The organism is Peribacillus phoenicis (assembly GCF_047238085.1).
Lineage (GTDB): Bacteria > Bacillota > Bacilli > Bacillales > DSM-1321 > Peribacillus.
The window spans coordinates 2,793,291-2,813,890 of record NZ_JBDFMF010000001.1 but is presented as its reverse complement, the minus strand read 5'-3'; the positions used below and the strand labels follow the sequence as shown (position 1 = coordinate 2,813,890).

Annotated in this window: 19 protein-coding genes and 1 pseudogene; 15 read left to right on the top strand and 5 right to left on the bottom strand. The window is 35.0% G+C overall.

Translation table 11 applies throughout. The features are described 5' to 3' along the window. Window positions 1-64 precede the first annotated feature (64 nt). Window positions 65-550 carry a YusW family protein gene (locus tag ABC374_RS13750; RefSeq protein WP_413018376.1) on the top strand — a complete coding sequence of 162 codons (486 nt, stop codon included), beginning with the start codon at window positions 65-67 and terminating at the stop codon, window positions 548-550. A gap of 281 nt (window positions 551-831) precedes the next feature. Here ABC374_RS13750 and ABC374_RS13745 read toward each other — a convergent pair whose 3' ends face one another. Beyond that, entirely contained in the window at window positions 832-1,404 is a 573-nt protein-coding gene (locus ABC374_RS13745; protein ID WP_413018374.1) for a biotin transporter BioY, read from the bottom strand. A gap of 315 nt (window positions 1,405-1,719) precedes the next feature. Between ABC374_RS13745 and ABC374_RS13740 the strand changes: the two genes are divergently transcribed. The 5 genes from ABC374_RS13740 to ABC374_RS13720 all read left to right on the top strand — a co-directional run bounded on the left by ABC374_RS13740 (window position 1,720) and on the right by ABC374_RS13720 (window position 9,723). Next, on the top strand, window positions 1,720-2,250 hold the full coding sequence (locus tag ABC374_RS13740; RefSeq protein ID WP_413018372.1) for an NfeD family protein: 531 nt from the start codon (window positions 1,720-1,722) through the stop codon (window positions 2,248-2,250). A 10-nt stretch (window positions 2,251-2,260) separates the two neighbouring features. Beyond that, window positions 2,261-3,793 carry a flotillin lipid rafts scaffold protein FloT gene (gene floT, locus ABC374_RS13735; RefSeq protein WP_413018370.1) on the top strand — a complete coding sequence of 511 codons (1,533 nt, stop codon included), beginning with the start codon at window positions 2,261-2,263 and terminating at the stop codon, window positions 3,791-3,793. 2,171 nt (window positions 3,794-5,964) lie between these two features. Continuing rightward, complete coding sequence (locus tag ABC374_RS13730) at window positions 5,965-7,500, top strand: spore germination protein (RefSeq protein WP_413018368.1); 1,536 nt, start codon at window positions 5,965-5,967, stop codon at window positions 7,498-7,500. A 28-nt stretch (window positions 7,501-7,528) separates the two neighbouring features. Beyond that, on the top strand, window positions 7,529-8,608 hold the full coding sequence (locus ABC374_RS13725; RefSeq protein ID WP_413018366.1) for a Ger(x)C family spore germination protein: 1,080 nt from the start codon (window positions 7,529-7,531) through the stop codon (window positions 8,606-8,608). Between the two features lie 26 nt (window positions 8,609-8,634). Beyond that, window positions 8,635-9,723 (top strand): GerAB/ArcD/ProY family transporter, encoded by a 1,089-nt coding sequence (locus ABC374_RS13720; RefSeq protein WP_413018363.1) that lies wholly within the window; start codon window positions 8,635-8,637, stop codon window positions 9,721-9,723. 1,097 nt (window positions 9,724-10,820) lie between these two features. Here the strand turns inward: ABC374_RS13720 and ABC374_RS13715 are convergent. Then, complete coding sequence (locus tag ABC374_RS13715; protein WP_413018361.1) at window positions 10,821-11,642, bottom strand: STAS domain-containing protein; 822 nt, start codon at window positions 11,640-11,642, stop codon at window positions 10,821-10,823. A 379-nt stretch (window positions 11,643-12,021) separates the two neighbouring features. Between ABC374_RS13715 and ABC374_RS13710 the strand changes: the two are divergent. The 5 genes and pseudogenes from ABC374_RS13710 to ABC374_RS13690 all read left to right on the top strand — a co-directional run. Further along, window positions 12,022-12,582 (top strand): annotated as a pseudogene (locus ABC374_RS13710) (cupin domain-containing protein); the annotation flags it as partial. 18 nt (window positions 12,583-12,600) lie between these two features. Continuing rightward, entirely contained in the window at window positions 12,601-12,927 is a 327-nt protein-coding gene (locus ABC374_RS13705; RefSeq protein WP_413020357.1) for a DUF5661 family protein, read from the top strand. 828 nt (window positions 12,928-13,755) lie between these two features. Next, the gene (locus ABC374_RS13700; RefSeq protein WP_413020446.1) at window positions 13,756-13,908 is read left to right on the top strand and encodes a hypothetical protein; all 153 of its coding nucleotides are present in this window, start codon (window positions 13,756-13,758) and stop codon (window positions 13,906-13,908) included. 418 nt (window positions 13,909-14,326) lie between these two features. Then, a complete protein-coding gene (locus tag ABC374_RS13695; protein ID WP_413018359.1) occupies window positions 14,327-15,529 on the top strand; it encodes an IS110 family RNA-guided transposase in 1,203 nt (400 codons plus the stop codon). A 497-nt stretch (window positions 15,530-16,026) separates the two neighbouring features. Further along, window positions 16,027-16,371, top strand: a complete 345-nt coding sequence (locus ABC374_RS13690; protein ID WP_413018357.1) for a YolD-like family protein — start codon at window positions 16,027-16,029, stop codon at window positions 16,369-16,371. Window positions 16,372-16,744: 373 nt separating this feature from the next. Here the strand turns inward: ABC374_RS13690 and ABC374_RS13685 are convergent, their stop codons facing one another. The 3 genes from ABC374_RS13685 to ABC374_RS13675 all read right to left on the bottom strand — a co-directional run bounded on the left by ABC374_RS13685 (window position 16,745) and on the right by ABC374_RS13675 (window position 18,301). Next, window positions 16,745-17,176, bottom strand: coding sequence for an ASCH domain-containing protein (locus ABC374_RS13685; RefSeq protein ID WP_063577328.1), 432 nt, complete (start codon window positions 17,174-17,176; stop codon window positions 16,745-16,747). Between the two features lie 514 nt (window positions 17,177-17,690). Continuing rightward, window positions 17,691-17,939 (bottom strand): site-specific integrase, encoded by a 249-nt coding sequence (locus ABC374_RS13680; protein ID WP_255264103.1) that lies wholly within the window; start codon window positions 17,937-17,939, stop codon window positions 17,691-17,693. A gap of 53 nt (window positions 17,940-17,992) precedes the next feature. Beyond that, window positions 17,993-18,301, bottom strand: coding sequence for a tyrosine-type recombinase/integrase (locus ABC374_RS13675; RefSeq protein WP_286177231.1), 309 nt, complete (start codon window positions 18,299-18,301; stop codon window positions 17,993-17,995). A gap of 574 nt (window positions 18,302-18,875) precedes the next feature. Here ABC374_RS13675 and ABC374_RS13670 point away from each other — a divergent pair. The 4 genes from ABC374_RS13670 (at window position 18,876) to ABC374_RS13655 (ending at window position 20,596) form a co-directional block, all read left to right on the top strand. Next, a complete protein-coding gene (locus tag ABC374_RS13670) occupies window positions 18,876-19,733 on the top strand; it encodes a hypothetical protein (RefSeq protein WP_413018354.1) in 858 nt (285 codons plus the stop codon). Window positions 19,734-19,755: 22 nt separating this feature from the next. After that, window positions 19,756-19,938, top strand: a complete 183-nt coding sequence (locus ABC374_RS13665) for a hypothetical protein (protein ID WP_413018352.1) — start codon at window positions 19,756-19,758, stop codon at window positions 19,936-19,938. Window positions 19,939-20,147: 209 nt separating this feature from the next. Then, window positions 20,148-20,390 (top strand): barstar family protein, encoded by a 243-nt coding sequence (locus ABC374_RS13660; protein WP_413018350.1) that lies wholly within the window; start codon window positions 20,148-20,150, stop codon window positions 20,388-20,390. Window positions 20,391-20,428: 38 nt separating this feature from the next. Next, on the top strand, window positions 20,429-20,596 hold the full coding sequence (locus tag ABC374_RS13655) for a hypothetical protein (RefSeq protein ID WP_413018348.1): 168 nt from the start codon (window positions 20,429-20,431) through the stop codon (window positions 20,594-20,596). The last annotated feature ends 4 nt before the right edge of the window (window positions 20,597-20,600 follow it).

Genomic DNA, 20,600 nt, shown 5'->3' with positions numbered 1-20,600 from the left:
GAGGTTTTAAATGTCCCCTATTAGGAAATAAATAACGTATACAAACTAAAGGAGGAAAAAACTAATGAGAAGATTAATCAAAATATTATCGGTTCCGTTTGCGGCTATGCTTGTTTTGGCTGGATGCGGCGAAGAAAACGATGAAGTGAAAAACCCGCCGGTTCAGGAAAATGAAAATCAAGCGGAAAATAATCCTCAAACAGGAACGGATAATAATGAAAAACTGCCTTTCACTTATAAGGATTTTCAATTAGAAGTGGATTATACAGGCAATGATAACGAATACGAAGCTGAATATGATACCATGGGAGCTCAAACAGAAGCTTCGATCGAGGACAAACTTAACAAACATGAAGTTCACGGTGATGAGGCAATGAAAGAATTGACCCCGATTTTAGAAAAATTGACATTCACCAAAGATTCGTCAGATGAGGAAGTCATTCAAGAAGTGACAAAAGCTTTTAATTTGAAAGATGACTATCAAGAATTCGATCTAGAGGTCGTTTTCGATGATGGTACGAAAAAAGAATATCAAGTGAATAATAAGTAACCAAATCCGTTACTATATTCTTCCTTATGTAATAAAATGGTAGCATGTTCATTGTGTCCTCAATAGTTGTCAAATTACTGTTACTATAGTAAAATGATTACGGTTAGCAAAGGGGATAATATACATTTGCTATTCATATTCGGACTTATGGGGATAGGACCGCAATAAATACTTGTAAAAAAGATTCTTTTTAAGAGTCTTTTTTTTATGCAGTGTTCCGGAATTTGAATATATATGAAAGAGAGGGTACCACAAGCGGTACCCTCTCTTTCATATACCCATCATTGGGAAAGTGGTGCATTTTTTTTTGGCAGCATATTAGCCGACGCTAACCTTGAACGGATTGTAATGCCAAGCCAAGATGCAAGGAATGCCTTTAAAACGCCTACGATTATAAATGGAGCAAAACCGCTGGCAAATGCCACTGGCCAAGATAATGAACTCATATATTTTAACCAAACCGTACCGATGACCAAAGTAATTATCATCCCGATTGTATTTGCAAGGAAAGCCATCGCAACTGAGAAACGCGTTTTTTCCAATATCAAACCCGTTATATACACTGTCGGGATATAGGATAATAAATAACCGCCAGTCGGACCGAATATCTTAGCTAGCCCTCCTGACATTTCAGCGAATACTGGTACTCCCGCTGCTCCTATGAACAAGTATAATAAAACGGAAGAGGTTCCATAACGTGAACCCAGTATCGTAGCTGCCAATCCAACAGCTAGAGTCTGTCCTGTAATCGGTACTATGGGCAGTGGAATTGTAATTTGGGCAAGTATTCCTATAAGTGCTGCAAATAAAGCTGTAACCATCATCATTCTTAACTTCTCATGACGTTCCTTCATCGTGCTTCCCCCTAATGTAAACCTAGTTATGTAAAGAGTTAACATATAAAGAATTTTAATATGTTAAGTAAACACTGTCAATGATAATATGAATTTTATTTCAATAATGTACTTTTAGAAGACAGGGGTTGTCCGAGGAGAAAATTTAAAACTTGGAAAATAAATGAAACTTTTTGAATGCGTCATTCGTATGAATGGTAAGCAAAGTAAATGGAGGGGATTATAACCATAGATTACCAATGTTGGAGAAACGCTTATCCCAGGTCCTTAAAGTAGTAAGCGGCTTGGAAAAATCGAATTTAAAGGATGAAAGAGATGGAGTTATTTGGGGTTCCGTTAGAAACAGTCTATTTATATGGATTAATTATATTCGGGGGGCTAACATTCTTATTTATCTTGTTTAATGATATATTTTCCGGCCTTGAATTACCGGATATATTTAATCCAACTCTCATTTTTAGCTTTTTCACCGTGTTTTTTGCTAGTGGGTTTTTGCTTGAATCGCTATCAGGACTTAATTCTGGATTGAGTGCCGGCATTTCCCTGATCATTTCATTTATTATCGTCACTTTACTGAATGTATTTGTTTTGATTCCCATCTCATCAGCGGAAGAAAGTTTGACATTTCATGATAATGACCTGAGAGGGAGGGTCGGCAGGGTTCTGACATCAATCCCGGTTGACGGGTTTGGGGAAGTCCTGATTGAAAGCATCAGCGGAAGCATCGCGAAAACTGCGACAGGTTATAAGAATGAAGGTATTGTTTCGGATACAAAGGTCTTGATCATCGAAGTTAAAAATGGGGTTGTCTATGTTATACCCCACCAGGATTTAAAAAAAGGGTAGGAGGTAAGTTATGTTTGATTTGATTTGGATTGTTGTCGCCATTGTTGCATTTTTACTAATCGCACTTATTGCTGTCTTTATTACGAAATACCGCACGGCTGGGCCTGATGAGGCATTGATCGTGACCGGAAGCTACTTAGGAAGCAAAAATGTTCACATCGACGAATCAGGAAATAAAATTAAAATCGTCCGCGGCGGTGGTGCATTCGTTCTCCCGGTGTTCCAGCAAGCGGAACCGCTAAGCTTGTTATCAAGCAAGCTTGAGGTCTCAACTCCTGAAGTATATACGGAACAGGGAGTTCCTGTCATGGCAGATGGTGTATCGATAATCAAGATCGGCAGTTCAATCACCGATATCGCCACAGCGGCAGAGCAATTCCTTGGTAAATCAAAAGATGACCGTGAACAGGAAGCGCGGGAAGTCTTGGAAGGACATCTTCGTTCCATCCTTGGTTCGATGACAGTCGAGGAAATTTATAAAAACCGTGAAAAGTTTTCCCAGGAAGTACAGAGGGTAGCCTCGCAGGATCTAGCTAAAATGGGACTCATTATCGTATCGTTCACCATTAAAGATGTTCGTGATAAAAATGGATATCTTGAATCGCTCGGAAAGCCGAGGATTGCCCAGGTGAAAAGGGATGCCGATATAGCTACCGCCGATGCAGAGAAAGAAACGCGAATCAAGCGAGCCGAAGCTTCGAAGGAAGCCCAGCGTGCCGAACTTGAAAGGGCAACCGAAATAGCAGAAGCCGAAAAAATCAACAAACTAAAGGTTGCGGAATTCCGTCGTGAGCAGGATATTGCCAAAGCACGAGCTGACCAAGCTTACGATCTTGAAACGGCCAGATCCAAACAGGATGTAACAGAACAGGAAATGCAAATCAGGATCATTGAACGTCAGAAGCAAATTGAGCTGGAGGAAAAAGAAATCCTTCGCCGTGAAAAGCAATATGATTCAGAAGTGAAGAAAAAGGCCGATGCCGACCGTTATGCGGTTGAACAGGCAGCCTCCGCAAACAAAATGAAACAGATTACAGAAGCGGATGCCGATAAGTATAAAATTGAAGCCATGGCGAAAGCGGAAGCGGAACGTGTTCGTATGGACGGTCTTGCTAAAGCGGACGCACAAAGGGCACAAGGTACGACTGAAGCGGAAATCATTCGGTTAAAAGGGGTAGCGGAGGCAGAAGCCAAGCAGAAGATCGCTGAAGCTTTTGAACAGTTCGGTCAGGCAGCCGTCATGGATATGATCTTGAAAATGCTGCCGGAGTATGCCAAACAAGTGGCAAGTCCGCTTAGTAATATAGACAAGATCACTGTAGTGGATACAGGCGGTAGCGGTGCGAATGGCGGGGCCAATAAAGTGACCGGGTATGCTACGGATTTAATGGCATCCTTGCAGGAGTCATTAAAGGCATCTTCGGGAATTGATGTCAAAGACTTACTTGAGAATTTCTCAGGAAAACGAAATTTACCATTCACCACCATCAGCCAGGAGAATATTGAAGCGAACATGAATATGGCAGCAGGCAAGGAAGAGTAACGATTAAGAAAATACATGGTAAATCATACTGTTCAACACGAAATTAAAGCTGATGTATTACCAATACAGATAGGTTATTTGACTTACTTATAGAGAATAAAATAACAAGGAGCCATTTTCATTCAGTAATACTGAAATGACAAGTTGAAATAGAACCAAAGATTTGAAAGTATAGTTATTAAATAAATTTGGAATAACAATACGGCTCTTTAATTGATGGGTTTATTAGCGAATAGAGTAGTGCTGGAGAGTTAAGTAGAGAATGTTAGAGTATCAAAAACCATAGGATTCTTTGTTAGCATAAATAAAAATAAACAACCAAGGATGATTGGTTGTTTATTTTTTGCTTTTTAATAAAGCATAAATTGGTTTTTAGTTTCGCTATTACTAAATGTTTGAAACCTATATTTGGATGCACTTAAAACTTTATCTATTTGATCACCTGAACTTAATTGCATTGAGTTATAAATTTTAAAAGAAAAAAGCTTTTACTTAAATTTTGACAATGTCACCTTATTTGTTACAATCAAAGTCTTTATCATTTGAAAAAACAAATAATTGTTGGTGTGTACTGTATCCAATCATATTTAAAAGTCAATAAAACCTATTTTCATTCTTATCCTTAGAAAATATTGAATACTCAACATAATCATCATTTGTTAAGTTGTTAATACATATAATTTGAGCTTGATTATCTACACCTACAAATTTAAATAGATAGTAAATATTATTAAGAGGGAATTGTTGTTTTAAGCTATCGTTAAATTATTTGAGTAACTAAATGATAATTCTATAGTTAAATTGATATATTTTTTAATTAATTGATCCGCAGAAATAGAAGTGATAGATTTAAAATAACTTATAAGCGCACCATAGAAACCTTGTTTTAAGTATCGATATCGATAGGGGGTTTATTATTAAATTTAATCAAAATTATAGGTAAAATAAAAAATGTAATTACTATAGTTATTAGAGATAACAAAATAACATTAAATCACCTGAACTAAGTTTATCTTATAATAAAATGTAACCAATTACTGACAATAGACATGTTAAACCAGATAAATAAGATATTATAAAAAGAACTTAATGTCATTTTATAAAAATTTTGATTTGAAAGGACGTAAATCAGTTGGTTAACCAACTCTTGAATAGCTAGTTCTGATGTGGTAACTTCTTTTATTGCTTCTTTAATTTGTCTTGATATATCATTTGATTTAATAATTTGTCTTTCATTATATTGGCTAAATATAATAGTAGTTAAACCCTAAAAGGGCTACAACTACAGCACTAGTCAATTGACGTTAACGTAATTCCATCTATAAATGATAAATATTATCATATAAAAAATAAATCATTTTTTAATAAGTTTAAAAAAGAATTTATTACTTATTTTGTAAAGGGAATGTAATTAATCCATTATTATAAATTTTTTTTAGATTTGAAACATCATTGAACTTTAACATACCAACAATTCCATAAATTTCATCAGCCTATATTATGTTTAGATTATTTCCTATATTTGTTTGTATTAAAATTTTTTTAATAGAAATTTTTAAGATTTCCAAAGTGACCTCTAATCTAATGGCAAGTTTATTGTTTTTTTAAAGAACTTTGAATGTTGTACACTTGAGGTAAATAAAAAGCAAATTTGATCTTCGTATAAAATTTATGACATTAATATTTCCATATTTAATTCAGCTTAGATAGGATGATCAAGAAACTGATATTAAGATTATACTGAAATAGTAGATAATGAGGGCATAAATCAATGAAGTTTAAAAAAGGTTTGAAAGAAAATGATGATACACTAATAAGCAAACTGTTTGAACAAAATGAGGGTTGGTTAATGTATGGACCGGTTTAAATGAGTATCCTGAATTAGGTATAAAATTGAGGGGAGCATTAGAGTTTAAACTCCATTCGATGATTAAAGAGAGCCTTTTGGCTCTTTTTATTTTGAAAAAGTTTTAACTTTGTAAATTTGTGTTTTGCTGTCCTACCCTACCCCTACAGGGATTATTTCTATTAGGATCATAGTCCTTTGCTTACTCTAAGCAATATTTATATTATGAGTTTTCGCTTATTATAAAACGGATTTACATAAATATGGGGATGCCTTTACATAATATAGAAGGATATGAATTCTTTTGTAATAGGGAGGTGATTAGATGTTCTTCAAAAAACGAAAGATTAGAAATAATAAAGACAAACAGGCCGTGACTGAGAATTCACAAGATATTGGCCAGCTGTTTGCTAAGGTTAAAAAATCCAGTGATTTTAAACAATTTCCACTTACGGATGAATCGGGACATTTAATCATTTCTTACTACAATACACTGGTCGATCAACAACAACTGCAACTGAAAATTTTAATGATTTTCCGAGAGACCCCTTTTGAACTAGACAGGCTAGAGAAAATTGATGACATAAAGAAAATCATCGCAATAGAAGATATTGTAATAACGGATAATCGGAACGAAGCTGAATCAAAGTTACTTAAAGGGTATGCAATACTTCAAATGAAGGAAAATGATCAAAGGGTTGCTTTAATTCTCTTATCTAATGATAAAGCTGGATTGCGTGAACAAAATAACGTTGAAAATGAGTTTAGTGTGGTGGGGCCACAAATTGGGTTTCTTGAGAATATTGATGTAAATATACATTTATTAAGACAACAAATAAATACAACTGATCTAATTACGAAGGAAGTAAACATTGGTTCTACTTCAAATACTCGAGTTATTATTGCTCATATTGATGGGATTACGAGTGAGCAGCATGTTAATACTATGACCCAACGGCTTCAAGATATTGATTTTGATGTCATTTTTGATACTTCTCAGCTGCATCAATTTATAGAAGATAATTCCCTTACACCGTTTCCTTTGCTTCTGCCAACTGAACGTGTGGATAGGGCGGTTCAAGCTCTTATTAACGGACAAGTAGCTGTTTTAAGTAGTGGGTCGCCATATGTCATTACAGGTCCTTCTACGATCATTGATTATTTTATGTCACCTGAAGATTACTTTCTCCCATGGATTCTTGGATCTTTTTTTCGTTTAATACGGGTATGCAGTGTCCTTTTCTCCATTTTTGGAACATCTATTTATATAGCTGTTATCACTTACCATTACGAGATGATTCCAAACGATTTATTCGGTTCACTTAGTATTTCTCGTTATAATGTCCCGTTTCCGCCGGTATTAGAGGTGATTTTTCTGGAATTCACGATTGAACTATTACGTGAAGCGGGAGTCCGGTTACCTACAAAGGTAGGACAAACATTGGGAATAGTGGGCGGTATTGTTATCGGCCAAGCGTCAGTTGAGGCGTCCCTTACAAGTAATGTCTTACTCATTATAGTCGCCTTATCTGCCTTAGCTTCCTTTACTACCCCAATTTATAAAATGTCGAACACTATACGTTTTTTACGTTTTCCTTTAATTCTCTTCGCATCTATTTGGGGGGGACTAGGCATCGTTATCGGGATTGCCTTTTTAATCATTCACCTTACACGGTTAGAATCTTTAGGAACGCCCTATACCGTTCCATTTTATCCTTTTAGGCCTGAGGATTTAACGGACAGCCTGATCCGTTCCTCTTATAGTAAAACATCCAAAAGGCCAAATTATTTACGTCCTAAATCAATTTGGAGATACCACCCACATAATCACAAAAAAAAGAAAAGTGATTTTGATGAATAATCAGGAAAGGATAATAAAGGTGAATTAAATGAAATTATGTTTTCTGTTAACTTTTAGCTTAACTTTCTTTTTATCAGGGTGTGGTAAACATGAGAGGATCATTGATGAAGTTCAGATAATTGAAGCTCTAGGATATGATCGGGAAGAAGGAAAAGTTAAAGGAATTGCTATTTATCCTACTTTCGCAGAGCAGGGAAATGTCAAATTGAAGATTTATAAAACGGTGTCAAATTCATATGAAGACATACTCCCGAGAATGAATGCAAAATCAGCCTATCCTATTGAGACAGGAAAATTAGATTTTTTATTGTTCGGCAAGGAATACGCCACACAAGGGATAGAAGATGTTATCACTAATTTTGCCCGAAATCCAAGAACGGCGAGTCGAATGCAGTTGGGCATTGCTGAAAACACAGCCGAAGACATACTTCAATCCAGTAAACATGTGAATCTTTCATTCCATTTAAGTGAAAAAATCAATCAAAACATTGAAAGTGGTAATTTGCCAAAAATGAATCTGCACATGTTTTTGAATAATTTTCATCAAGAAGGGAGGGATCAAATTTTACCTTACCTTATCCTAGAGGATAATCAAATTAAAATTGACGGGTTAGCTTTATTAAAAAACGGGAAGTACATAAATCATATTAATTTAAGACAGTCCTTAATTCTAAAAACATTAATTGATGGGTCTCAAAATGGACAATATAAAACCAAAATCACGCAAAATAAAAAGGAAGGTTTTATTCTCTTGAAAAACCTGGATGCAAAAACTACATATACGGTTGAGAAAAGTGAAGGCATTCCGAGTATATTCATCGATTTAACCATCCATGCAGAGATTGAAAAAGCATCATCCTGGTTTGATTTGAAAAAAGAAAAAGATATTGTAAAATTGGAACGAAATTTAAATGAACACTTTAAGGAAGAGGTCCAACATTTAATTTCACTGGCACAAGGATACAATGTAGATCCCATTGGGTTGGGAGAAAAGGTTAGGGCCAACACAAGAAATTGGGACTATCAACGGTTTATGGACATATACCCAGAAGTAAAAACCACTGTACACACAAATATTGACATCCTAAATACAGGTATTGAAGAGTAAGTCTGCATGATAAGAGGAGGAGCCACGTGAAATCATTACTAGACGAACGACATTTAGTATCTTCCTTTTACGTTTTCTTTCTGATCTACACGAATATTATTGGCATAGGAATCATGAGTTTTCAACGAGATATAACGAAGGACGCAGGTTATGATGCATGGATATCCATCATTTTATCAAGTATAAGCATTCATGTACTAGTTTGGATGATCTATCGTATTCTTGGAATTGCTAAAAATGATGTCATACATGTTCACAAATTTTGCTTTGGAAAATGGATTGGCGGACTGTTCAACATTTTCTTGATTTTCTACTTTCTTATATTAGCGCTAATTGTTTTCCGTGTTTATATTGAAGTTGTTCAAGTTTGGCTGTTTCCCTTAATGAAGACCTGGCAAATAAGCCTCATTCTTCTAGTCCTCATTTATTACGTTGTATCCGGTGGATTCCGCGTGATTACTGGAATGTGTTTCTGGGGAACTATCATACCTTTTTTTATCCTGTTTCCCCTTAATTTTTTTTCGTTGGAATTTGCCAATTTTCACAATTTATTACCCGTCTTTAACCACTCTCTGAAGGAAATCGTATCATCCTCTAAAGCTATGTTGTTTCAGTATGTTGGCTTTGAGACCTTATTCATGTTCTACCCATTCATAAAAAATCCAAACAGATCACAAAAATGGGCCCATTTTGGACTTTTGTTCTCAAGCTTACTTTATCTAATAGTAGCACTCATCACATTTGTTTTCTTTAGTGAAGGACAATTAAACCATACAATATGGCCAACATTATCTCAAATGAAAATTGCGAAATTCCCTCTAATAGAAAGAGTCGAATTTATCGTTGTTTCGATTTGGTTACTTCTCATATTACCCAATATCAGTGTGAAAATATGGGCAGGTTGTCGTGCTATTAAGAAAGTAATAAATGTGAAACAACGTATAAGTCTGTTCATTGTACTGGTCCTATTCTTTATTTTAGCTAATGTGCTCAAAGAGAAGAGTCAAATAGAGCGATTGAATGAAATGTATTCAAACATTGCTTTTTACTTTGTGTATCTATATATCCCTTTTCTCTTTTTGTACATTCATATTAAGCATAAAATAACTAAGTAGGATAGAAAGCTTCTAGAAACTTATAATACAATCTGGGCAGATCGTTTTGTAAGGATTCAACAGAAAGGGTATGCAGTTACATTTGGCAAGGTGAACCATTCCAAATCACAGAAATTACAATGGATGATCCTAAACTAAGTGAGGTTTTTAGTTCGCCTTATTGCGTCAGGGATTTGTCACACTGATGTTCTAACACAAATCAAGCTTACCATTATATATATTTCTCCATTGGTTCTTGTAAATTTAGGTATCATAACGCATTTTGTTGGTTTGAAGTTAATTAGGGGGTTTGTAGGAATGGGAGTAAGTAGGGTAGGTGCAATTATACTTGGAATAAGCCTAAGAATCTTAGTTTTAATATTAATTACAGATTAAAATAAGAAAAGAAAATTGAAGTTAACCATTTGATTGATTAATGATGTACTTCTTAAACTAACGAGTGCGATACTTCAATAAGAGGTATCGTTTTTCTTATTGAGCTCCCATGAAAATTAAAAAAGCTCAAAATCCAGAAAAAACCACAACAAAATAGACCCAGTAAAACGCTTTTTAAAAAAAGGCTGAGCCTTATGAGTGATCTGATTGAGTTTGGTAAATCGTTAAACAAAACCTCCAATCATTGGAAATTAAGTAAAGGCTAGCGCGACGATCAAAAAAGGATTAATCTCCCAAAAGTATTACCCATAAAGGGCGCGAAAGTCGATGGTACACCGTGGTCGTCGGAGTCAGACTAACTTATGGGATCAAAGGCACCATAGTTCAACGACCTTCTTCGCCAGCCATTAAAACATTATCGACATAGAGACCAATTTTCATTCTCTGTGGTGAAACGCTGATTTTTGCGCTTCATAGATGGTAACGGGTCGTTAGCTGAAAACAGGAGCTGTTTTTAAGGCAGCACATTCTTTGTATACCGGGCATTTTGGTTGAAGAAAAAAATGATTTGATTAGTGTTGAATTAATTACTAAATACCCTAATTATAGCTTATACCAAGGCGTAACTGCCGGGCAGGAACAAATATTTAGCCAGTTGGTCAGAATATATTGAATAAGAAAAAAGAGTCGGCAAAGCGACTCTCCTCTAAAATTCTCCGTGTTTAACTTAATAAGAATTTATTCAATGCTTGTTGTAAAGTTCCTAATGTTTGTGCTTTTTCATTTAATCTTATTCCTAAGTTTATCATACTTCTAACCACTTCAGCTCTTAACCCGGTAATCACAGTGGTACATCCCATTAATGAAGTGCCGTCTATAATCTTCATTAAATGATCAATTACTTCGGCTTCGATTTCCATAATTCCAGATAAGTCCATAATCAATGTTTGAATACGTAATTTTCCAATCTCCATTAAAACTTTTTCCTCGAGAATATTCGTTCGGTAAAGATCAACCGCACCAATAAGAGGTAAAATACATATAGTGGGTGTTATTGGGATTATAGGCACCGAAAGATTTTCAACCAATTCTTTTTGAGCCATTATCAACGAATCTTTGTATTGAGAATATGTGATAAAAAAAACATTTAAAAATCTGTCTACCTGATTATTAAATTGTTTTTCTACCGAAAAAAATTCTTCAGTAATAACCTTATTATTTACCTTGTTATATTCTTGTAGGAACCTCCACAAGGTCCTTCGAATTGCTTGCACCCACTCTAATTTGAAAGTTAATGGAATTGCGTGTGTCGCCCAAGCTATACCTTCTTGGGTAGCAAATGATTGAAGCTCCTGTTCTTTAGCCTCAATAATGTATTGAATCAGCCTATGGGCATTATTTATCAGGTCAATATTACCAACCGTTAAAATTTCTTCAATTTTTTCTTTCACATTAGATGCTTCGTTTAATAATGAATTTTCAAAATCCGTTTTATTTTCTTGGATGAATTCCAGTAATTTATATGTATCTAGTGACTCCTTCATAATATAATCCCCCTATTTTTTATATACCAAAACTTTAATTACCCTGTAATTATAATTACTAAACCCGTTTACACTATAATAAGCTTCTACTTTAAAGGAAAAATGGATGTATTTATGTTAATTAATCTTGTTAAGCTTTTTACTTAAACTAACGGTCGTTAGCTGTAGATCAGAGGTGTCTTTAAGGCAGCTTTTTCTTTATGCAACTAAAGAGGCAGGATATTTGCAGAAGCGAATTTCCTTCTTTGAATTGTTCCATTAGATTGAGCAAATGTTAACGGATAATCAATTCCTAAAATTCGGTAACCCTGAGTATTAGAACATATCCTTAACATAGTGAATAGGATAGTTTAAAAAATCTTTGAAGGCGTTGAGAAAAATGTACGATGCTCCTTTTTCGTATCCCCACCAATATCCAAATCCTTATTATTATAACGTACCAATAAATAACAATATAATACAGCCCCAATACTGGACTACACATGATGTTGCTAACCGATTGGATCTTTTTCAATCATCAATTGGAAGGAATGAAATCGGACTAAAAGATTATGGACGTAAACCATTTGTAATCAATATTAATGAAGCTACGAAACAAAACAATAACTACCGTACCGCATTATGGACAGGAAATCATTTTCAAGTTACATTGATGAGTCTTAAAGCTGGAGAAGATATCGGGTTAGAAATTCACCCTAACGTTGACCAATTTTTACGCATTGAACAAGGTCAAGGGATTGTTCAAATGGGCAAGAGAAAAGATAATTTAAACTTTGTACGGAATGTTTATAATGATTCTGCCATTATGATACCTGCTGGAACATGGCATAATGTAACCAATACAGGTAATATCCCGTTGAAAATTTATTCTATATACGCACCTCCACAACATCCATTTGGCACGGTTCATATAACTAAAGCAGATGCTTTGGCTGCAGAACACCGTTCTGACTGCGATATGCGCCATTCTTTAACAAAGCATCCAAATAAGATTCAAACAAATAATTTTAACAACGTAAAAACAAGCTTTTCTAAAGAGGAAGCAGCAGCTATAGCTTTACTTTTAGGCATTGATTTTAATAAAAGTAAGTTTGATTTAGATGAGTTTTGGATAGGTGTAAATACTGAGCTGGAACATGGGAAAATATCCAGCCAAACAAATGTAACTGATGATGATCCTATTATAACGGGGAAAATTGCCCTAGCTCATCTTCACGAGTTTCCTGATTACTACAAAAGACTAAAGGTGCTTGAGAAAGAAGCAAGAGCCTATTGGAACATATGAATTAATAGAATGTCTAAATGATTAAGAACAACTCATATTTTTAGCGAGTTTGTGAAATATTTTACTTAAACTAACGGGTGCGTTAGCTGAAGATCAGAGCTGTCTTTAGGGCAGCTTTTTCTTATGGCACTAACGGGGCAGGTTAGTGCAATAAGACGGGTTGAAAATCTAGCTCTCTTTTAAGGCGCTCTTGGGACATATTATTCAGCTAGAAAAGTAAAAAAAAAATCCATCCCTGAAAAGCTTCAAGGATGGATTCAGACAAACACCAAGATCCTTAGGGTGTCTCTTGGATAATTCTTATTATGGTATATAGATAGGTAAGTTATCCGGGTTATTACGTAAAAACATAATATATAGAAAAAGAGTATGTGCTTATAAACGGGAACAAAATCCAGCTGCCGTTTTTGGCAGCTTTTTTATTGAATAAAGTTCAGATTTGGTCTTTATATAGAGGGGGGAATCGAGGATTAAATATTTTTGCCCCCTTAATACTAAGGTTCCTTTCGAATTAATATAAATGGTCTGTGTAATGGACTGAAAAAAATGAAATTTTCTATACACGCTTTGATCTTTTTAGGCTGTATCTATGGTATTCATGAAATATTTATAGATGATACACAACGGTATTTTTTAAAAATAGTAGGAATGCCATCCATCATTTTATCAACATGGGTATTTGCTTCATGTATAACGTCTTTGAAAGACAAAGCTGGTCGATAATTGCATTCTTATTCAGGATATAAATTTTACTATTCGCTTCAAATAAGTAGACGTGTTTCCCTACTTAAGACAAATCAGAAGTTGTTCTCGAACGGGGGATTTAATTTGAAGAAATTTATTGTTTGTTATACCTGGGATAATGATATTAAACGAGAAAAAATAGTAACCCATGTACTTCCAATTGACCAAGCAAAGCATGGGTATGAAGTATTTGATACAAGGACAGATGGATGTATTAAAGTGGTCCTTAAGCCATAAAGATGGTTGTTGTTGTTTTCATTTGGAAAAATAGATTTTTACAACTTCAATGAGTGTTGAAATTTTGGAAAACTTATCTAACTATTAAGAAATTAGGATTTCACTAATTTTTCAATGTTTTTGGGTTGATAAAAGAAGCAGATTGTGAAGGTTTGTACTTAAACTAACGGGTGCGTTCGTATTATAAGGTTAGCCAGTTTTTACTGGTTGACCTTTTTTTAATAGAATCTATTATATCAGTAGACAGGGTAGGACGTACGGGTGCGTGGGACTTGATCCCGTGAACTAAACTGTCCGCCCCCTACTTGTAGAAACATGTTTGAGGCTGGTTGGGACGCAGATCTCGAATAACAAGCGAAGCTATGACACTACATGGAGGACTAGGGGTACTGGTTAGTAAGTAGAGGAGGAAAAAACAATGAATCCAGTTGTTGGTCTGGATGTGGCAAAAGGAGAGAGCCAAGTTCAGGCATTTTTAGATCAATCTAAACCGTATGGGAAGAGCTTTTCAATGAAGCATATCAAAGAGGAGTTAGATCATTTTTTAGAATTTCTAAAAGAAATTGAAGAGGTGACAGGGAAAATGCCTATGGTCATTTTAGAATCTACAGGGCATTACCATTCTCCTGTTATTCAATACCTGGAGGAACAAGGGATTCCATATATCTTACTAAATCCGATTATTTCTTATCAGGCAAAGAAGTCCAGCTTACGGAAGGTGAAAACGGACGCTATCGATGCGTACCAGTTGTGTGTGCTGTATTACAAAGAGGATTTAGAACCTCATAAAATTAGAGGAATTCAGCTATTAGACCTTCGGAATTTGTCCAGACAACAGGAAATCGTAACGAATATGTATGTGGAAGCTAAACTTCAGTTTCACACCATTTTAGATCAAGTGTTTCCTGAATACCGAAAGGTTTTTGGGGATCTATATTCAAGGGTTTCTTTATTGATATTAAAGGAATATCCCACTTCAGAGGCGGTATTAGCAGCCGGGGAAAGTAAACTAGCAGAGAGTGTTATAGAGTTCTGTCCTAGCCGATCGGGTCAATGGGCATGGGAAAAAGCAAAAAAAATAATGGACTCCGCGTCTCGAAATCCATTTCAAATAAACGTGTATCAAAGTCACGTAATCAATCTTCGTATGTATATTGAGTTGCTTTTTCATTACCAGGGACACCTCTCTGAGTTGGAAGATCGTATAGTGGCCCTGGCAAATGAACTGGAAGAATATAAGATCATCCAATCGATTCCCGGTATCGGAGAAAAAATCGCAGCCACGATTATCTCTGAAATTGGTGAAATCGATCGGTTTAATCACCCGAAAAAACTAGTTGCCTTCGCTGGAGTAGATCCAAGTGTTCACTCATCAGGTAAGTTTACGGCAACCATTAATCGTATTACTAAAAGAGGTTCGAGCAGACTACGTCATTCTCTGTATCTTGCCGTACTATGTGGCATAAGAAGTTCAAGGAACAAAAAGCTTAAAGCCTTCTATGATAAGAAAAAATCAGAAGGAAAACCGGCCAAAGTGTCAATCGTTGCCTGTATGAATAAGTTGCTTCATTGGATTTACGCTTTATTAAAGAGAAAAGAAGCATTCCTAGATTTAGCCTGATTAACGATTTTGTGAAACAGAGAAAAATCCTTCCAAAAGGGTTTTGGAGGGTTATTTGTCATGAACAAAAATAGTATATCATAAGGGAAATGAAAATTTTAGAGAAAGATATTGACATCCTATTAGCTGATTTAGTTGATTAAGGATCACAAAAATAATCTATCTTTTTTATAAAATAATCAAGAAGATTAAAAATATATGTTGTTCGAAAAAGGGGAGGGTATAGATATTGCCTTCCCCTTTGTGTATACAGATAAATTTGTATGACTGTATTGTTTATAATGTACTCGATTTTGTATCTCAAAACAGTTTAGAGATTGAATTGGTGCGGTTTTGAGTGGATTAATAACTCTATGTACTCAAATTCATGTCCCCAATGTAATTATCTTTGTGTCTTCGTACAATTGGAAAAGCCCTTCTCTGGAACAGGCATTGTTTTCTGCCTTCCATAAGAACGTTAGTTCGTATATGATAAATAAAAAGGAGGGATCTTTCTGATGAGTACAATTCGTGATAGAGGGCTCGTTAAATGGCAAGCAGCGCTGATTATGCCAGAACATAAAGCTTTAAATAAAAAAATGGGTGAGGTTGATTACTTCCTAAATAAAAAACCTGTCCTAGATGAATACCAGGTTGAAGAATTTGAAAACAACATTCATTATGCGATGGAATATCATTTACCGATAAGTTTTAGATTGCATAACGATGGAAATCCAATTGAACTGCATGGATACTGTGTGTATATTGATCCTGTCACGAAAGAGTTAAGTATTCAGAAGAAAGATAGTTTCTTTGAGAGAATTAAATTTAATGAAATTATTAATGTAATTGTTGAGGATTAGAACATTATTTGTACATATTCTGTAGTGCGTCATGAACACAAAAAAACTTCACACAATTAAGTGTGAAGCTTGATGTAATAGCGATTCTTCGCTATTGGTGATACCGGTGGCCGGGGTCGAACCGGCAATCCAGAGGAACACGATTTTGAGTCGGGCTAAAAAATGTTAAATTCCCCATTTGCGGAAACCGATATCCCTTAAAAACCATCATATTTCTCCATCTTTTTGAACCGCGCAATGGGGAAACAAGCAAAAATTAGTCTCAGAACTATGAAAAACCACCAAAAAAACAGTAAATTCCTAATCAATATGCAACCCCAAAGAGAACCACAAGCATAGAATTTCCAGATTCAGTGCCACTATGGTTTGATACTTATATCTTTCCGCTAAACTCCCACAGCCCAAGCTGCCCTTTTGCAGGAATATATTCATCGAGCATCCGCATGTCCTCAATTTCCCAGGCATAGCCGCCAACTCTGTAATCCCCTAAAAACAAGTCGTTCCCTGAAATAACCCGACTATCTTCTAAGACCGCCCAGTTTCCATTGTTTTCTTCTATTTTCAAACAGTTTTTCAGCTTGCAGACTCCAATTATCATTCCGGTCGGCAGATTATCTTCTGTATACCCATGCTTAGCCAGCAGCTCGGCAACTCCATCCAGTCTACAGGCGGGCTTATCTACTTTTTTGCTCGTATGAATAGCAAGAGGACCCCGATAATGCGTTCTCCAAGTCCTTGTTTCATATTCTGCTTCCCTAAGGACAAATAAGCTTGCCCAAGGCTGAATCATCGACAGTACTTTCATTATTAATCCCCCTGCTCCTGACATCATTAAGTTAATTGGTTATATAGTTCCCTTGAATAAGGATAATATAGACTGTATCTAGAATTAATGTTCTCTTTTGCCATAAAAAAGACAGCTAACCAAAATGTACGCTGTCCTCGTGGTCCTAACTATATTTTGTTGCAACACTAAGTGCATGTGGACATAATAGATGCTAGTGCATTATTTTGGCAGTTCTACAGTAAACGGTTCTAACTTTTCACTGTCGATAAAGCTAGAAAAATCGAATTGTAGAACAGTTTTCTCCTGCTTAAAATCAGCTATTTTTTCCTTTGTTTTGTCTATTAACTTGTGCTTAACGGCAGCTCACAAGGGAATACCCTAAAAAAGGCAATACTAAAGACACCTTGCAACATCGAATTTTTTTCCATACTATAAGGGTAAGGAAATTCGATATTTAGTTTTATAGGATTATTGATTTAAAATGTTTGGAGGCAGGGTATTGCGAGTACCTTGTCTCTTTTTTTCATTCGACTTAATTTCGTACCCTTTTTTTATTTATATTTTCAATCGGTGAAAACTCTTTGTGCTTTCTGATAACGTCATCAGAAAACAAATTTACATAGTGCTTTACCATTTCCATTGATGTATGTCCTAAAATTGCTTGAAGTTCAAAGATACCAGCAGATGCTTCTACAGATAATCGAGCAAAAGTATGTCTGAATTTATGACAAGTAGCTTGGATATTTATCGCTTTACCGTATCTGGATATTTGCGATTGCATCTGTCTTTTAGTTAATGGATCATTGTCGATATTTACAAATAGAAAATCATGTTCTAATACTCTCTAATCGAGAGGTATCGTTGGAGTTGTTCTTTCATCCTGTCTTGAATCGGTACGAAGCGTTGTTTGTAACCCTTTGTGTTTTGAATCAGTATTCTTGAGCGCGAGTAATCAATGTCTTTTATATTGATTCCTATACATTCAGATGCCCTTATACCTGTTTCAAGCAGCATCATAATTGTTAAGTCTCTGATGCCTGTAAATTTCCTGTGATTAGGTTGTTTAAAGAGAAGGTCAAGTTCATCATTTGTATATGTTGGAACAGCGCACTTCCTATCTTTTAACAGCTTTATTTCACTCATTGGATTTTGTTTCTTCGTTATTAGCCGTTCTCTAACGAGGAAATTAAAGAAAGCTCTTATCTCCCTTAAACGCGTGTTAATAGTTACGGTCTTACAATTCTTGCTTTTCATATAACGAATGTCGCTTCGATTCAATGGTTCGAGAATTAGATAAGAAAAAAAGGATATACTGGAATAAAAGGGATTTAATTTGAATTTTTTACCATTACACCTTCTATGAGACAGGTAATTTTGTAGTAAGTGTAGAATTAACTGAGGAAGAAATTAAAGAACTCGGGTTCAATGAGAAGGAGGAAGAAGAGTAACGAATAAAGACAACCTATTTATATATATTCATCCTGCATCTACAAAGACTGATGTTGATTTCTTTGGATATGATCATGAGGACACCAAATTTGAAGCACCTACACTGGCTAAATTAGAAAAATTTGAAGATCTTTCTAGTTGGCTTCATAAAATGCCTGAGGGCTCAAAAGTTCATTTAGCTGATATAACTTTAACTGTTTCAAATAACATTATTGAACTTAAGGATGAAGAATACACAAAAAAAGGCACAGAGATTTAGGAGTAACAAATGAAGATTCAAATTGAGGTTCAATTGTTTGCGGACGGTGCTAATTTCTTACAGTCTGGTAGTTGTTCAGTAATAACAACTGACTTTAGAAAAGAACCGGAATGGACTGCTGCTGTATCAGCATATGAGTGGATACAAAAGATAAAAAACACCACTGTTCGCTATCCAGACGACTTTCAACTTGTTAGAGTTGTTTACAACGGAGAAAATGACATTACAGATTTAGTAAGAAAAGTACGCCCTATAATAAAAGATGATTTACCTTTTTTAAAAAAATCAACTAATATTTTGGATTGGACAACCCTTAAACCAAAGAATTTAGAGGGCTTTTTTTTATTCAGTTTTTATGGTTCATTAATCGGTTCATTTATATCAGGTTCGGTAGCAGTAGGCATATTGATTTACAACAACTGGCAAAAGAACAAGGAATTTAATTTTCGTTGCTATGGCACAATGAAAGTTATTAATGATCATTTGGTTTATCTATCTCAATGGGAACAATTGACATTGAAAGTATTAAGAGAAATGATAGATAAAGAAGGTTATAGAAACGAAGGACTTTTAAAAATTCTTAAAAACAGCAAAGGTTTTTTCGAAGAACAACATACATTATTAGAAAAAGAGCGAGCAAATATTCCTTATGACCTTACAACCAGATACTTCACAATCGTAAGTGCCATCCATTCGGTCACTGTTGCATATGATCAGCTCATCGAGGAACCCGGCGATCCTGATAGATATGAAACTCTTGTTAATCAGATGAGTTATTGTAACAAGATTATAAAAGTATTTAATAAGAATACCACTCAATACCTGAAAAACGTGGAAAAGAAATATAAAATAAAGGATTTTTATTAATACACTAACCGGGAGGATGTAAATGAAAAATTTACTTAAATTATCTTTGATTCTTGCCTGTGCCTATTTTTTGATTCCGGCATCCGAAGATTGGATGACTTGGAAACCATCCCTTTACCTTTTCGATGAAAATGGAATATTAGTGGATAAATTAGAAGATATACCTAAACATCCTCCAATTAATTTGGCAGATTTTTTTCCTTAATTCAAATAGATAAATTAGTAGATACACCTTAATGAATCTCTTTAGAGGTTCTTTTTTTATTCACCTTTCAATTGTGTAATTGTGGTTTTGTGTTATGAAAGCATTAAATGACTCTAGTGTGCATTTTTACATGTTCAACTAACGGGGCAGTTTAGTTCATAAGACCATTTGATAAAATTAGCATAAAAGTTTGTATTAGGAGTGCTGTTATGGAGATGTTTTTCGTTATGGATGGAAATAACTTTTCCGATTTTAAAGGTTTTTGTAAGGCATTTTCAAATCAAGTGCTTTCAGGGAAATACCAATGGAATGGGAACCTTGATGGGGGATTCGGAGATATAGATAGTCAAGAAGAATTTGCAATTATTTGGAAAAACACTGCTAAATCAAGAAAAGACTTAGGAATATTGCAGTTGGTGGATCAGATTCTACGTAGATTCTATGGTTATTGAGTTTTCTATGAGGTTTAGAGAAAAGGAGAGATTTTAAAATGGATCCAAAGAAAATCGTTTATTGGTGGACAGGTAAAGAAGAGTATGAATTTAAAGACGATCATAAAGGTGAATGTGAAGCCTGTGGTGATGAAGCAACTTTAAACGAGGATAATGTTTGTGAAGATTGTTATATTATTTTTATGAACGAAGATGAAGATTTTTAAGAAG

What these genes read in the sequence shown, in the direction of transcription:
- ABC374_RS13750 (WP_413018376.1), top strand. Translation starts at nt 65, where the DNA reads ATGAGAAGATTAATCAAAATATTATCGGTTCCGTTTGCGGCTATGCTT.
- ABC374_RS13745 (WP_413018374.1), bottom strand. Translation starts at nt 1,404, where the DNA reads ATGAAGGAACGTCATGAGAAGTTAAGAATGATGATGGTTACAGCTTTA.
- ABC374_RS13740 (WP_413018372.1), top strand. Translation starts at nt 1,720, where the DNA reads ATGGAGTTATTTGGGGTTCCGTTAGAAACAGTCTATTTATATGGATTA.
- floT (WP_413018370.1), top strand. Translation starts at nt 2,261, where the DNA reads ATGTTTGATTTGATTTGGATTGTTGTCGCCATTGTTGCATTTTTACTA.
- ABC374_RS13730 (WP_413018368.1), top strand. Translation starts at nt 5,965, where the DNA reads ATGTTCTTCAAAAAACGAAAGATTAGAAATAATAAAGACAAACAGGCC.
- ABC374_RS13725 (WP_413018366.1), top strand. Translation starts at nt 7,529, where the DNA reads ATGAAATTATGTTTTCTGTTAACTTTTAGCTTAACTTTCTTTTTATCA.
- ABC374_RS13715 (WP_413018361.1), bottom strand. Translation starts at nt 11,642, where the DNA reads ATGAAGGAGTCACTAGATACATATAAATTACTGGAATTCATCCAAGAA.
- ABC374_RS13705 (WP_413020357.1), top strand. Translation starts at nt 12,601, where the DNA reads ATGCGCCATTCTTTAACAAAGCATCCAAATAAGATTCAAACAAATAAT.
- ABC374_RS13695 (WP_413018359.1), top strand. Translation starts at nt 14,327, where the DNA reads ATGAATCCAGTTGTTGGTCTGGATGTGGCAAAAGGAGAGAGCCAAGTT.
- ABC374_RS13690 (WP_413018357.1), top strand. Translation starts at nt 16,027, where the DNA reads ATGAGTACAATTCGTGATAGAGGGCTCGTTAAATGGCAAGCAGCGCTG.
- ABC374_RS13685 (WP_063577328.1), bottom strand. Translation starts at nt 17,176, where the DNA reads ATGAAAGTACTGTCGATGATTCAGCCTTGGGCAAGCTTATTTGTCCTT.
- ABC374_RS13680 (WP_255264103.1), bottom strand. Translation starts at nt 17,939, where the DNA reads ATGCAATCGCAAATATCCAGATACGGTAAAGCGATAAATATCCAAGCT.
- ABC374_RS13675 (WP_286177231.1), bottom strand. Translation starts at nt 18,301, where the DNA reads ATGAGTGAAATAAAGCTGTTAAAAGATAGGAAGTGCGCTGTTCCAACA.
- ABC374_RS13670 (WP_413018354.1), top strand. Translation starts at nt 18,876, where the DNA reads ATGAAGATTCAAATTGAGGTTCAATTGTTTGCGGACGGTGCTAATTTC.
- ABC374_RS13665 (WP_413018352.1), top strand. Translation starts at nt 19,756, where the DNA reads ATGAAAAATTTACTTAAATTATCTTTGATTCTTGCCTGTGCCTATTTT.
- ABC374_RS13660 (WP_413018350.1), top strand. Translation starts at nt 20,148, where the DNA reads ATGGAGATGTTTTTCGTTATGGATGGAAATAACTTTTCCGATTTTAAA.
- ABC374_RS13655 (WP_413018348.1), top strand. Translation starts at nt 20,429, where the DNA reads ATGGATCCAAAGAAAATCGTTTATTGGTGGACAGGTAAAGAAGAGTAT.